Source organism: Rhizobium sp. BK316, assembly GCF_014193695.1.
GTDB lineage: Bacteria > Pseudomonadota > Alphaproteobacteria > Rhizobiales > Rhizobiaceae > Rhizobium.
The window spans coordinates 113,247-126,368 of record NZ_JACHZR010000005.1 but is presented as its reverse complement, the minus strand read 5'-3'; the positions used below and the strand labels follow the sequence as shown (position 1 = coordinate 126,368).

Annotated in this window: 14 protein-coding genes; 3 read left to right on the top strand and 11 right to left on the bottom strand. The window is 60.0% G+C overall.

The genetic code is table 11. From position 1 onward, the window contains the following. Entirely contained in the window at window positions 1-1,032 is a 1,032-nt protein-coding gene (locus FHT87_RS23830; RefSeq protein WP_183735211.1) for a peptidoglycan -binding protein, read from the top strand. On the opposite strand, the gene FHT87_RS23825 is transcribed toward FHT87_RS23830, so the two are convergent. The 5 genes from FHT87_RS23825 to FHT87_RS23805 all read right to left on the bottom strand — a co-directional run bounded on the left by FHT87_RS23825 (window position 1,013) and on the right by FHT87_RS23805 (window position 6,129). Then, window positions 1,013-2,263 (bottom strand): DUF6596 domain-containing protein, encoded by a 1,251-nt coding sequence (locus tag FHT87_RS23825; RefSeq protein WP_183735210.1) that lies wholly within the window; start codon window positions 2,261-2,263, stop codon window positions 1,013-1,015. The two genes, FHT87_RS23830 and FHT87_RS23825, sit on opposite strands and share 20 nt — an antisense overlap. A gap of 7 nt (window positions 2,264-2,270) precedes the next feature. Beyond that, a complete protein-coding gene (locus tag FHT87_RS23820) occupies window positions 2,271-2,612 on the bottom strand; it encodes a YciI family protein (RefSeq protein WP_183735209.1) in 342 nt (113 codons plus the stop codon). Window positions 2,613-2,841: 229 nt separating this feature from the next. Further along, complete coding sequence (locus tag FHT87_RS23815; protein WP_113295350.1) at window positions 2,842-3,030, bottom strand: YegP family protein; 189 nt, start codon at window positions 3,028-3,030, stop codon at window positions 2,842-2,844. A gap of 169 nt (window positions 3,031-3,199) precedes the next feature. Further along, window positions 3,200-4,189, bottom strand: a complete 990-nt coding sequence (locus tag FHT87_RS23810) for a tripartite tricarboxylate transporter substrate binding protein (RefSeq protein ID WP_183735208.1) — start codon at window positions 4,187-4,189, stop codon at window positions 3,200-3,202. Between the two features lie 137 nt (window positions 4,190-4,326). Next, entirely contained in the window at window positions 4,327-6,129 is a 1,803-nt protein-coding gene (locus tag FHT87_RS23805; RefSeq protein WP_183735207.1) for an ABC transporter transmembrane domain-containing protein, read from the bottom strand. 193 nt (window positions 6,130-6,322) lie between these two features. Between FHT87_RS23805 and rpmE the strand changes: the two genes are divergently transcribed. After that, window positions 6,323-6,544: a 50S ribosomal protein L31 gene (rpmE, locus tag FHT87_RS23800; RefSeq protein WP_007826526.1), complete on the top strand. Its 222-nt coding sequence runs from the start codon at window positions 6,323-6,325 to the stop codon at window positions 6,542-6,544. 169 nt (window positions 6,545-6,713) lie between these two features. Here the strand turns inward: rpmE and FHT87_RS23795 are convergent, their stop codons facing one another. The 3 genes from FHT87_RS23795 to FHT87_RS23785 all read right to left on the bottom strand — a co-directional run bounded on the left by FHT87_RS23795 (window position 6,714) and on the right by FHT87_RS23785 (window position 9,198). Continuing rightward, window positions 6,714-7,229, bottom strand: coding sequence for a DUF1465 family protein (locus FHT87_RS23795; RefSeq protein WP_112545041.1), 516 nt, complete (start codon window positions 7,227-7,229; stop codon window positions 6,714-6,716). Between the two features lie 373 nt (window positions 7,230-7,602). After that, a complete protein-coding gene (locus FHT87_RS23790; RefSeq protein WP_183735206.1) occupies window positions 7,603-7,794 on the bottom strand; it encodes a DUF1192 domain-containing protein in 192 nt (63 codons plus the stop codon). A 123-nt stretch (window positions 7,795-7,917) separates the two neighbouring features. Next, a complete protein-coding gene (locus tag FHT87_RS23785; RefSeq protein WP_183735205.1) occupies window positions 7,918-9,198 on the bottom strand; it encodes an MFS transporter in 1,281 nt (426 codons plus the stop codon). Between the two features lie 175 nt (window positions 9,199-9,373). On the opposite strand from FHT87_RS23785, the gene FHT87_RS23780 reads away from it, so the two are divergent. Beyond that, window positions 9,374-9,538, top strand: a complete 165-nt coding sequence (locus tag FHT87_RS23780) for a hypothetical protein (RefSeq protein ID WP_183735204.1) — start codon at window positions 9,374-9,376, stop codon at window positions 9,536-9,538. 9 nt (window positions 9,539-9,547) lie between these two features. Here FHT87_RS23780 and FHT87_RS23775 read toward each other — a convergent pair whose 3' ends face one another. The 3 genes from FHT87_RS23775 to FHT87_RS23765 form a co-directional block, all read right to left on the bottom strand. Continuing rightward, window positions 9,548-10,468 carry a PhzF family phenazine biosynthesis protein gene (locus FHT87_RS23775; protein WP_183735203.1) on the bottom strand — a complete coding sequence of 307 codons (921 nt, stop codon included), beginning with the start codon at window positions 10,466-10,468 and terminating at the stop codon, window positions 9,548-9,550. Window positions 10,469-10,628: 160 nt separating this feature from the next. Next, a complete protein-coding gene (locus FHT87_RS23770; RefSeq protein ID WP_183735202.1) occupies window positions 10,629-11,654 on the bottom strand; it encodes a class I fructose-bisphosphate aldolase in 1,026 nt (341 codons plus the stop codon). A gap of 221 nt (window positions 11,655-11,875) precedes the next feature. Continuing rightward, window positions 11,876-13,072 carry a phosphoglycerate kinase gene (locus FHT87_RS23765; protein ID WP_183735201.1) on the bottom strand — a complete coding sequence of 399 codons (1,197 nt, stop codon included), beginning with the start codon at window positions 13,070-13,072 and terminating at the stop codon, window positions 11,876-11,878. Between the last annotated feature and the right edge of the window lie 50 nt (window positions 13,073-13,122).

The window sequence follows — 13,122 nt, the reverse complement described above, 5'->3', positions numbered from 1 at the left end:
ATGCCTCTTGCCCGCAACCGTCGCCACCAACGCGCGGTCGACTACTGGCCGGGCTTCGTCGATGCTCTGTCGACGCTGCTCATCGCCATCATGTTCATCCTTACGGTCTTCGTCGTCGGCCAGTTCATTCTCAGCCGCGAAATCAGCGGCCGTGATGAGGTGCTGGCACGTCTGAACGGTCAGATCAATGAGCTCACGCAGTTGCTGGCGCTCGAGAAGGGCAGCAATCAGGATCTTCAGGATTCCGTCGCCAATCTGCAGGCATCGCTTGCGAGTGCTGAGGGCGAGCGTACGCGATTGCAGGCGCTGCTGAGCGCGGGCTCCGGCGGCCAGGATGCGGCAAAGCGACAGATCGGAACGCTGACGCAACAGCTCGATGAGCAGAAGCAGGTCAGCGACCGTGCCCTCAGCCAGGTCGAGCTCCTCAACCAGCAGATCGCAGCACTGCGCAGCCAGATTGCTGCTGTCGAGGCAGCACTTCAGGCTTCCGAGGAGAAGGATCAAACCTCGCAGACAAAAATCGCCGATCTCGGCCGCCGTCTGAATGTGGCGCTGGCCGCGCGCGTGCAGGAACTCAACCGCTACAGGTCGGACTTCTTCGGCCGTCTGCGCGAGATCCTGTCCGATCGCGAAAACATCCGTGTCGTCGGCGACCGTTTCGTCTTCCAGTCGGAAGTGCTGTTCCCATCTGGGGGAGCGGACCTCAATCCCGATGGCCAAACAGAAATGGCAAAGCTCGCCGCCGCCTTGCTCGACCTTGCCAAGGAAATTCCGCCCGAAATCAACTGGGTTCTGCGCGTCGACGGGCATACGGACAATGTCGCGCTTTCAGGCACGGGCCGCTACCGGGACAACTGGGAGCTTTCGTCTGCCCGCGCGATCTCTGTCGTGAAGTTCCTGATCGCGCAGGGTGTGCCTGCCGACCGGCTTGTTGCGGCAGGTTTTGGCGAATTCCAGCCGATTGCGCCCGGCGATACGCCGGAAGCGCGTGCCACGAACCGCCGTATCGAACTCAAGCTGACCGAGAAATAACGGCCTTAAGCCTGCTGGTGAGGAAGGTGCAGATGGCCGGATTGTCGCTCAGGCCGATCGCGATTCCGTAGGCTTCTGCCGCGGCATCACTTTCACCGAGTTCGGAAAGCAGATGCGCGCGCACTGCCCAATAGGGCTGGTAGCTGGCAATGGCACGTTGCTCCAGCCCGTCCAGCAAAGTGAGGGCCGAGGCCGCGTCTTCGACCCTGCCGATGACAGCTGCGTGGCTGACCTTCGCGCCGAGCGTCGGTTTCATGGCAATCAGTGCCCGATAAAGCGTGACGAGAGCTTCCCAGTCCGTTGCCGCCGTCCGGCGACGCGAGACGTGGACGGACTGGATCGCCGCCTGGCACTGGAACGGACCAAAGCAGTCGAAAGTACCGGCTTTGCGCAGCAGCGCGTCGGCTTCCGCCATCATGATCTCGTTCCAGAGGCCGGTGTCCTGATCCTCGAGCGGCACGTAGAGGCCATCAGCGTCGAGCCGTGCATGTCTTCTTGCTTCGCAATAAAGCATCAGTGAGAGCAGCCCCATGACCTCGGGCTCTTCCGGCAGAATTGTTATGAGCGTACGGCCAAGCCAGATGGCTTCGCCTGTCAGGCCCGTGCGACTGTCTTCCTCGCCATCGAGACCATCCCAGCCCAAGCCATAGGCGGCATAAATTGCGGAGAGCACGCTCGCCAGCCGCTCCGTCAGCATGTGCTGCTCGGGAATAGCGAAGGGAATGCCGGCATCGCGGATCTTCACCTTAGCCCGCACCAGACGCTGGCTCATGGCATCCGGCGAGACGACGAAGGCCCGCGCCATGGTTTTAGCGTCAACGCCAAGCACGGTCTGGAGCATCAGCGGTGTGTGAACAGACTTGTCGATTGTCGGGTGGGTACAGGCAAAAAGCAGTTTCAGCCGTTCATCCGGGAAGACGGCATTTTCGACATCGTTCATGCGCTCTTCGGCTTCCTCGAAAGCCAGCGTAATCATGTTGCGAGCATTGTCGCGCACATTTCGGTGGCGGACGGCCTGTATGAGGTTGCGGCGAGCTGCGGTGAGCAGCCAGGCCTCGGGATTATCGGGAATGCCGCGCTCGGGCCATGTTCGCAGAGCAGCCGCAAGCGCTTCGGACAGGGCATCTTCTGCTGCCGGCACATCGCGCGAGCGGGCAGCAAGAAAGGCAATAAGCTTGCCGTAGGATTGGCGCGCCACCTTTTCGGCGGCGCGACCTGCATCTGATGTCACAACGGTCTCACGCTGTTTGCAGCCGGGGCCGTATTTCGACCGAGCCCCGTTCGGAGACGGGAACGCGTGTGGCCCATTCGAGCGCGGCATCGAGATCCGGCACCTCGATCACGTAGAAGCCGCCGAGCTGTTCCTTGCCTTCCGGGTAGGGACCGTCCTGCACGTCATGATCCTCACCCTTGCGGCGCATGATCGTGCCGGTCTCAGGTGGGGTCAGACCGGCGCCGGCGGTCAAGATCCCGGCTTGCATCAGTGCCTTGGTGTAAGCCGTCCAGCCGTCGCGGTAGGCGGGATCGCCGCGGCGGACAAAGTCTTCTGCGGATTCACGGATGATAAGCGCGTATTGCATCGGAAACTCCTGATCCTCTGATGGCGTTTGACCGGGCAGCAGCATGTAAAGCCGAAATTGCCAAGGCTGCAATGCTCCGGTGGCGCGGCCTCGGGCCGTTCCGAAACAATGAGGTTTCAGCAGCCGTCATTTCGACATCGCGGTCGAAAAAAGTTCGCGCTGCAAATGGGTGCGGGAAAATACGTCGATAAGGAGATGCTGGAGGCGACGGTGTCGCCTCCGCTTCAGATCAGGCTTCCGCCTTTGTCTGGTCCACCACATCCGCGCCGGGCGAATTCTTCTTGATGGATTCAATGGCGTTCACTGCGGATGCTTTCGCCTTGTAACCTTCGGACGAGAACATGGTCTCTCCGTTCGACGCCTTGAAGCGGAAGCGGAATTCACCGGCCTTATCCTTGTAAACTTCAAATCTGTACATGGATCCCTCCTGGTAAGCTGAAATCGTGCATCAGCCTTTTGAAGGCTAGCCCAGAATTGTAAGCTTTTCCACTACCTTAATTAGAATTCAATTGCAGGGCGTCCGGTTGCCGCCGGTTGGATCGGGCGGAGAGAAGGGGATACCGGCATGCGGTTCCCTCCCGTTGCGGTCACTCCATCTGGATATGGGCGCCGTCGACGACCGGTTTCCATTTGGCAAGCTCGGCCTTCACATGAGCGCCGAGTTCTTCCGGCGTAGATCCGACGATCGTCGCGCTGAACTCCTTCATCCGCTCGGCAACGGCCGGATCGGTCAAGGCTTTGTTGGCCGCGGCGTTGAGGCGGCTGACCACATCGGCCGGCGTGTTGGCGGGTGCAAAGAGCGCATTCCACGTATAGGTCTCGTATCCTGATATGCCGGATTCCGCTATGGTTGGAACATCGGGGAAGGAAGGCGCGCGTTCGGCCGTCGTCACGGCGAGAGCTCTCAGCGTACCGGCCTTGATGTGGCTCGACGACGAGGGCAGATTGTCGAACATGATCGGCACCTGGTTGCCGATGACGTCGTTCAGCGCCGGTCCCGCTCCCTTATAGGGAATATGCTGCATGTCGACGCCGGCCATGCTTTTGAAAAGTTCGCCGGAAAGGTGCAGCGGCGTGCCGTTGCCGGATGAGGCGTAGCTGTATTTGTCCGGATCGGCTTTCAGCAGTGCGATCAGTTCCTGCACATTCTTTGCAGGCAGTTCCGGATTGACGACCAGCACGTTCGGAACGATCACGAGCAGCGAGATCGGTGCAAAATCCTTCTCGGCATCGTAGGGCGTCGATTTCAGGATCAGCGGGTTGAGAGCGTGCGTGGCGACGGTACCCATCAGGATCGTATAGCCATCCGGCTCGGCGCGCGCGACATTGCCGGCGCCGAGATTGCCGCCGGCACCTGCGACATTCTGCACGATGACCTGCTGGCCGAGATCGTCGGACATTTTCTGCGCGACGATGCGGGCGACGACATCGGTCGAGCCGCCGGCGGCAAAGGGCACGATCATGGTGATCGAGCGATCCGGAAAGCTCTGGGCCAATGCTGCCGTGCCTGCAGTGGCGGCAAGCAGACCAAGGGCTAACGCCAGGCTCATGCGACGAGTCATTCTACAAAGCGCCATTCGAATCTCCTCCCATAGATTTCAACAGCAAAGATCCCATCCTCGGGCATAGGGAGGTTAGGGCAGGCTGCGGCAAAGGCAATCGCTGGTGGGAGGTGTGCCGATCAGACTTTAGTCGCGATGCGACGCGAGGCAGCCTACTTGGCTGCGGCCAAGACGTCCTCGTTGGCCGCATCGAATTGCAGGCGGGCGAGCTTCGCATAGATGCCGCCGTGACGGATCAGGCTCTGATGCGTGCCTTCCTCCACCATACGGCCCTGATTCATGACGAGAATGCGGTCGGCCTTCAAAACGGTGGCGAGGCGGTGAGCGATCACCAAGGTGGTGCGGCCCTGCATCAGGTCATCGAGGGCTTTCTGCACCAGCGTTTCGCTTTCGGCATCAAGGGCGGATGTGGCCTCGTCCAGAAGCAGAATGGGTGCGTTCTTCAGGATCGCGCGGGCAATGGCGATGCGCTGGCGCTGGCCGCCGGACAGGGTGACGCCGCGTTCGCCGACCTCAGTGTCATAACCCTTTTCCAGCCTGTTGATGAATTCATCGGCTTGGGCCGCAATCGCGGCGTCACGAACCTGCTCGCGCGTGGCACCTTGAACGCCGAAAGCGATGTTGTCGTGGATCGAAGCTGCGAAGATAGTGACATCCTGCGGCACGATGGCGATGCGTTGGCGCAGTGCATCCGGATCTGCCTGGCGGGCATCGACGCCATCGATCTTCACGCCGCCCTGTTGCGGATCGTAGAATCGCAGCAGGAGCGAAAAGACGGTGCTTTTGCCGGCACCGGAGGCGCCGACGATCGCGACCGTTTCCCCCGGCTGCACTCTGAAATCCAGCCCATGCAGAGCCGATCTGCCGGGGCGGGACGGATAGGCGAAATGCACGCTATCGAATTCCACCCGACCCTGTGCCGGTGAGGGAAGCGGTTGCGGATCTACAGGGGCAGCAATCGGCGAAACCTCGTCCAGAAGCTCGGTCAGGCGGTCGGCCGCGCCTGCCGCTTGCGAAAGCTCACCCCAGACCTCCGACAATGCGCCGAGCGAGCCGGCTGCGATGACTGCATAGAGCAGGAACTGGCCGAGCGTGCCGGCCGAGAGCGTACCGGCGAGAACGCTATGGGCACCAAACCAGAGAACGGCGACCACGCTGCCGAAGATCAGGGTGATGGCAATGCCTGTGAGCAGGGCTCGGGAGGATACGGCGGAACGTGCGGCCTGATAGGCGGATTCGACAGCCGAGCCGTACCGGTCGGCGGCTGCGGTCTCGGCGTTAAAGGCCTGTACAGTGCGGGTTGCCGCGATCGTCTCATTGGCGAAGGCGGAGGCCTCGGCCAGTGTATCCTGTGCTGCGCGGGAACGCTTCCGCACCGAGCGGCCGCCAGCGACCAGCGGAAAGACAATGACCGGGATCGCAACGATGACGAGGCTCGAAAGCTTCGGCGAGGTGACGATCATCATCCCGAGCGCGCCGATGCAGAGAATAAGATTGCGCAGCGCAACAGAAGCCGTGGCGCCGACGGCGGATTTGATCTGTGTCGTGTCGGCCGTCAGCCGCGAGACGATCTCGCCAGATTGGTTGACGTCAAAGAAGGAAGGCGAAAGCCGTGTGACATGCGAAAAGACATCGCGGCGCAGATCCGCAACGATGCGTTCGCCGATGCTGATGACGAAATAATAGCGAAGAGCGCTAGCGACGGCGAGCACCATGGCCATGAGCATCAGCATGGCGAAATAGCTATTGATGAAGCTGCCGTCGGCCTGAGTAAAGCCGTGGTCGATCATCCGGCGCACGGCAAGCGGTATGGCAAGCGAGGTGATGGCGGCAAGAGCCAGCGCAATCAGGGCGCCCGCGACCATGCCGCGATAGCGTGCCACATAGGGGGCCAATCTGCCGAGCGGTCTTAGCGAACGCGACTTCTTCTCCCCAAGCTCTGCCTGTTCTGCCAATTCGTCTCCGATCGCCTTCAAAGACCGCGTATTGCGGCTCCTTGGCCCTTGTTATCCCGGCGCCCTTCATGTATAGGCACCGCATCCTAATGGGAAGCCGTAGCCTTAACGACTGCGGCTTCATTTATTCAATCGGTTCTTTCGCCGCAACTGTCTGCGGCAAATTGAACCCCGGCATCGCAGGAAGATTGTCATGAAGGAAGGCATCCATCCCGACTACCACGTCATCAAGGTAGTCATGACCGATGGCACCGAGTACGAAACCCGCTCGACCTGGGGTTCGGAAGGTGCTGTCATGAATCTCGAAATCGACTCCAAGTCGCACCCGGCCTGGACTGGCGGCAACCAGCAGCTCATGGATCGCGGCGGCCGTGTTTCGAAGTTCAACAAGCGTTTCGGCGGCCTCGGCCTCTAATCCGCTTGCGGTCGACGGAATTTGCAAAAGCCCGGCTTCAAGCCGGGCTTTTTGCTTTCTGTGTTTGCACTCCTCATTCCTGCGCGTATAGGAGTGAGGCAGGCGGCGTGAACAAACAAAAAACCGGCCGCGTTGCCGCAGCCGGTTTCATCGAATTCTTGATGCCAGATCAGTTGTTGCCGAAAGCCGTCTGCAGCAGGGAAAGCTGGGCCTGGACGCTGTTCTGATTGTCCGGAACGATCGCAGCTTCGGCCGGGCGATAGATCTCGCGGTCGAGCAGGGCGATGCGGTTCTGCAGGCGGAGCGAACGTTCGACGAGATCGCGGAAGGATTCCGGCAGGTCGCCCCAGCCCGGAGCGTTGCGGTCGACGTTGAAGCCGTCGAGGCGAACCTTGTTCTTCTCGGCCAGAACCTGATCGCGGGACATTTCGCCATTGTTGACGGCGCGCTGCAGCAGCAGCCAGGAAGCCATCTGCATGAGGCGGGTGGTCAGGCGCATCGATTCAGCCGCGTAAAGGACCGAGGCCATGCGCGGCAGCACCTTGGAGGCAGCGCGGCCCTGGCCGTCGAGGTAGGATGCGGTTTCTTCGACGAGCGACATGCCCTCGGCATACAGCGTCTTGAACTGCGAGGATGCGGCAGCGCGGCCCGCAAAACTGATTGTGTTCAATCCAAGTTCCGACATCTAAAGAATCCCTGTTGCACGCATCTACTATCAGGTAACGCCGGTTTCCGTGGAAAAGTTTCCCACGCCGGTCTTTATGATTTCAAGATGGTATCTTTAGCCTAAATGCGCAAGCCGTTTCTTAAGAAAAGGTTAATCTCCACAGTTTCGTGGAAAGGAGTAGGGCAGCGCAAAAAGAAGAGCCGCAAAAGCGGCTCTCAAGGTAAAACAGGGAGAAAAATCAGACCAATTCACCGCTTGGAAAACTGTCTGAGGTCCAGAAAGATCTGAACGGTATGAGTAATATCTTATAAAGCTTAATTTTTTATTAATATCGTCCCAATTTAAGACTTGCAGCAAGTAATTTTGAAGCAATATTTGCGTGTTTGCAGTCTTATGATCGGAAAAGGCCTTCGGCTGCAACCCGGCCGGACGCCTTCTTGGCGGCCTCTGCTTCGAGCCGCGCGATCTCGGTTTTCAAGAGTTCCACGCGCGCTTTCAGCTCGTCCACCGAAAGCATGGAGAGATCGGAGCCGATCTCGTGTGCAGTCTTCTTCTGTGGCCTGTCGTCATCCATGAAGCTCATCGTCACTCCTCCTTTAAGGCGTGTCGCGATCTCCAGGATTCGCTTTCACGCTTTAAGTTTTTGTTTCATGCATGTCGTTCTCGCAAAACCGCTGCGCAGTTTTGCGTGACATGCTTCAGTTCGTCAGCCGAACTTTACAGCAGGATCGCCGCTTTCGGGAGACTTGCCGGCGCTGCGATTGGCAAGCGACATGCTTTCGGGCGTGAGGGTCGGCGCTGTCGCCGTCGGGATCGTGGTATAGGCGTCACGGTCGCTTGCGGGAACGGCGGCGCGGATTCGGCTTCTGATGATGGCGTAAGCGGTGATCAGAAGATGGGCAAGCGCGGTCACAAGGAAGAGCGCGTGCGGGCTGATGATGGACATGACCGGGCCGCCGATCGTCGGGCCGATGACGGTGCCGATGCCGTAAAGCAGGAGCAGGCCGCCTGAGACCTTCACGAAATCCTCGGATGCGGCGAAGTCGTTCGCATGGGCGACCGCGATCGGGTAGAGCGTGTTGGCGACGGCGCCGTAGAGGATGACGAGGCCGATCAGGAAAGCAGGGGAGGAGGGGTGCAGCAGGAAGATCAGCAGGCCGGCAAGGGCTGCGATGGCCGACATGGCGGCCAATACATAACGACGGTCGATACGGTCGGAGAGCCGCCCGGCCGGAAGCTGCATTATGGCGCCGGCAAAGATGGTCGCACTCATCATGACAGCAATCGCAGTGTCGGAGAGGCCAGCACCCGCACCGAAGACGGCGCCGAGCGTACCATAGGCGCCGTTGGCGATGCCGACGAGCAAGATGCCAAGGCAGGAGACGGGCGAATTGCGGTAGAGCGCCGGCAGATCGAGTTTTACGGCCTTCAGCGGCTGCGGCGAGGCGGCGGTCGACAGCGTCGTCGGCAACATGGCGATGCAGTAGAAAATGCCGCAGACCATGAAGAGCACCGGCGTGCGCACGTCTTCCAACGGGATCATCAACTGGCCTCCCACGACGCCGAGCAGGGTGATGCCGATATAGAGCGAGAAGATCGCGCCGCGGCTTTCATTGTTCGCCCGCTCGTTCAGCCAGCTTTCAATGATCATCGAGGTGCCGGCGGTTGAGAAGCCGGTGACGGCGCGCAGAACGACCCACCAGATCGGGTCGATGATGATGCCGCTCACGAGCGCGATGATGGCGATGATGGCGATGAAGCCGGAGAAGGCGCGCACATGGCCGACACGGCGCACCAATTTCGGGGCGACAAGGCAGCCGATGACGAAGCCTGCCGCCCAGGACGTGCCGAGCAGGCCGAGCGTCGTCGTGGCATAACCTTCGAGATTTCCGCGTACGGGAAGCAGAATGCCCTGCAATCCGTTGCCCATGAAAAGGAAGAGCGTGCCAAAGAGCAGCGCAGCGACGGACAGAAGATTTCTTGTCATATCCCCAGACTCGGCGTGTTCGCTTTGAAAAAGGACGTAAGGCGAGACCTGCATCTGCCCAGTCCATAAGAATGTTGATTGTGTCCCGGAATGCCTTTACGGCGAGTAGATATTCTCTGTTCGCGTGAAAAAATGTCCGTCCTGTGACATTCTGATAAATGGAAAAAATAAAGCCATGACAAAGCTGATAGCGTTGCTGCTCATCCTTGCCATGGCAATCCAGATCATCAAGCCGCTCGGCTATCCAGGTCTGCGCCGTCGGATGGATTTCTGGAAGATCGCGCTGATTGCCTTTGCCGTCTGGGCGGTGGCGCTGCTGGCGCGCGATTTTGTGATGTAGGCCGCAGGTTCAGTCCTGCAGGATGATCTCGCCTTTCATGACGGGTACGCAGCTTCCTGAGATCGTCACGTCGGTCACTGTGCCGGCCTTCTTGACGACATCGAGCTCGATAACGCTGCGCCGGCCCATTTCAACGCCCTGTTCGATCGTTACGTGCTGGCTGATGTCAGCCTCCGGCTGCAATGAGACGAGATAGGCGGAAAGGGCTGCCGATGCGCTGCCGGTCGCCGGATCCTCGATGACGTTGTCCAGTGGCGCGAACATGCGGGCGCGGATCTTCCAGGGCGTAGCGGCGGGGCGGACGTAGAGGAACAGGGAGAAGTCATGGCTGCCGGCTGTGGTCTTGGCCGCCGCCTGGAAGCCATTGAGATTCGGGCTTGCCGCAGCGAGAGCGTCAAGGCTTTCGAGTTCTGCGACGGCAAAGTTCAGACCGACCGATGCAAAGACCGGGGCATGGGTGCTTTTGCAGATTGAGGCCGGATCGATGGAGATGCAGCTGGCAATGACCGCTTCGGGTATCGTGTCTCCTACTTCAAGCGGTTGCGGCGCACGGATCGTCGCTGCGGTGACACGGCCTTCGCGGCGCCGCAGGGCGACTTCTACTAGGCCGGCCTTCTCCTCGAACCGCAGCTTGTCGCCGACGGGGCGGCCGAAGATTTCGCTCTGCTGGCCGAGCACATAGGCGGTGCCGACATTGGGATGCCCGGCGAACGGCACTTCCATTGTCGGCGTGAAGATGCGCACCCTTGCCGTGTTTTCGAGGTTCTCCGGCGGCAACACGAAGGTGACTTCGGAATAGCCGAATTCGGCGGCGATCTTCTGCATTGCCGCGTCGCTGAAGCCCCTTGCGTCGGCCATGACCGCGAGCGGGTTGCCTTCGAAGCGGGTGGACGTGAAAACGTCGACGGTGGTGTAGGACAGGCTGTTCATGGCGGCTCCGATGGTTGAGGCGCCATGATTAGCGAGGCCCGCGGTTGTGGCGAAGGATTATCTTGTCGCCATGACAAATCGCCATCGCGATACGCACGTGCAAATAAAACAGGCGGCGAAGATGTTCGCCGCCTGTGTCGTCTTTCAATCGTCAAAAGGCTCAGGCGGCCTTTTCGAGTTCGGCCTTCCAGTTGCCTTTGGCGGCGAGGCTGTTCATTTCGGCGCGGTGCGCAAATTCGCGCTGGCCGGCAGCGATGTTTTCCTGCTTGCCGTTCCAGGTCTTGAGCGCGCTGTCCTGCAGGGCGCGGCCATAGGAGAAGGTGACGAACCAGGGCAGATCGTAACCTGAATTGATCGCGGAGAGATGGGCGGTCGCTTCTTCCGTTGTCTGGCCGCCGGAGAGGAAGGCGATGCCAGGAACGGCTGACGGAACCGTCCGCTTCAGAACCTGCACGGTGCGTTCGGCAACCTCGGCGACGGAAGCCTTGCGGGCATTCTTGCCGTCGATGACCATGTTCGGCTTCAGGATCATGCCTTCGAGGCTGACGCGGGCATCGGCCAGTTCCTCGAATACGATGCGCAGCGTAGATTCAGTCACTTCTGCGCAGCGGTCGATATTGTGGTCGCCCGGTTTGCCGTCCATCAGGCATTCCGGCTCGACGATCGGCACGATCCTGGCTTCCTGGCAGAGCGCTGCATAGCGCGCCAGCGCCTGGGCATTGGCGCGCACGGAGCCGCGGCTCGGCAGGGTCTGCGAGATGGCGATGACGCCACGCCACTTGGCGAAACGAGCACCGGCTTCGTAATATTTGGCGAGGCGGTCTGCGAGGCCGTCGAGGCCTTCGGTGATGGTTTCGCCGGGGAACTTGGCCATCGGCTTGGCGCCGATATCGACCTTGATGCCCGGAATGCTGTCTGCAGCCTTGATGATGTCGACGAAAGGCGTGCCGTCGGCGGCTTTCTGGAAAAGGGTTTCCTCATAAAGGATGACGCCGGAGATGTACTTCTTCATCGCTTCGTCGGAGCGGAAGAGCATCTCGCGATAATCGCGCCGGCTGGTTTCGGTCGATTCAAGATTGATCGCGTCGAAACGCTTCTTGATGGTGGCGGTCGATTCATCGGCTGCCAGCAGGCCCCGACCACCGGCAACCATCTTAACTGCAATGTCTTCCAGTCGTTCGCTCATCTCGTTCTCTCCACAATGAAACCCGGCAGAATTGATAATATAGAACCCGGATAACAGAAGTTTATAGGGAGAAAAAAGGGAGTGCTAAGTCATTGAAACGATTGAAATGATTTCAATCGTTTGAAAGTTCGGGAATTTTTTCTCTTTTTGAGCAAAAGACCGCGGAAGCGCTAGCCTCCGCGGTCTATCCTGCTGGAATATCTGGCTAATCGCCTTATCGATTAACGGGAGAGAACGGCCACGCCCGGTAGTTCCTTTCCTTCCATCCATTCAAGGAAGGCGCCGCCTGCGGTCGAAACATAGGTAAAGTCTTCGGCAACGCCGGCATGATTGAGAGCGGAGACCGTGTCACCGCCGCCTGCAACGGAGGTAAGTTTGCCGTCCTTGGTGCGTTCGGCGGCATATTTTGCGGCGGCGACGGTCGCTGCATCGAAGGGCTCGATTTCGAAGGCCCCGAGCGGGCCATTCCAGACGAGCGTGGTGGCGCGCTCGATCCATGCCTTGACGGCGTCGATCGACTTCGGGCCGACGTCGAGGACCATGGCATCATCAGGGATGGTGTCGATCGAGACGGTCTCGTTGGCAGCACCCGCCTTGAATTCTCGGGCGACGACTCCGTCTTCCGGCAGGACGATCGCGCAACCGGCAGTGGCGGCTTCAATCATGATCTGCTTGGCGGTATCGGCAAGATCATGCTCGCAGAGCGACTTGCCGACATTGGTGCCGCGGGCGGCGATGAAGGTATTGGCCATGCCGCCGCCGATGACGAGCGCATCAACCCTCTTCACGAGGTTCATCAAGAGGTCGATCTTGGTCGAGACCTTGGCGCCGCCGACGATCGCGACGACCGGACGGACGGGGTTGCCGAGGCCCTTTTCCAATGCTTCGAGTTCGGCCTGCATGGTGCGCCCCGCGTAGGCCGGCAGGTGATGGGCGAGACCTTCGGTGGAGGCGTGGGCGCGGTGCGCGGCCGAGAAGGCATCGTTCACATAGATATCGCCGTTTGCGGCGAGCGCCTTTGTGAAATCCGGATCGTTCTTTTCCTCGCCCTTGTGGAAGCGGGTGTTTTCGAGCAGCAGGATATCGCCATTGTTCATCTTCGTGACGGCGGAAGCAGCTGCCTCGCCGATGCAGTCGGCTGCCGTCAGCACCGCATGGTCAAGCACTTGCTCGACGGAGGGGGCAACCAGCGAAAGCGAGAATTCCGCCGAAGGACCATCCTTCGGGCGACCGAAATGGGCGAGCAGGATAACCTTGGCGCCCTTTTTCGACAGTTCAAGGATTGTCGGCGCAACGCGCTCGATGCGGGTCGTGTCCGTGACCTTGCCGTCCTTGACAGGGACGTTGAGGTCGACGCGGACGAGAACGCGCTTGCCGGCGATGTCGTTGAGGTCGTCGAGAGTCTTGAAAGCTGCCATGGGAGGATCCGTTCGTGGTTGGCGAAAGTTGCGCCGACCATAGCAAGGAT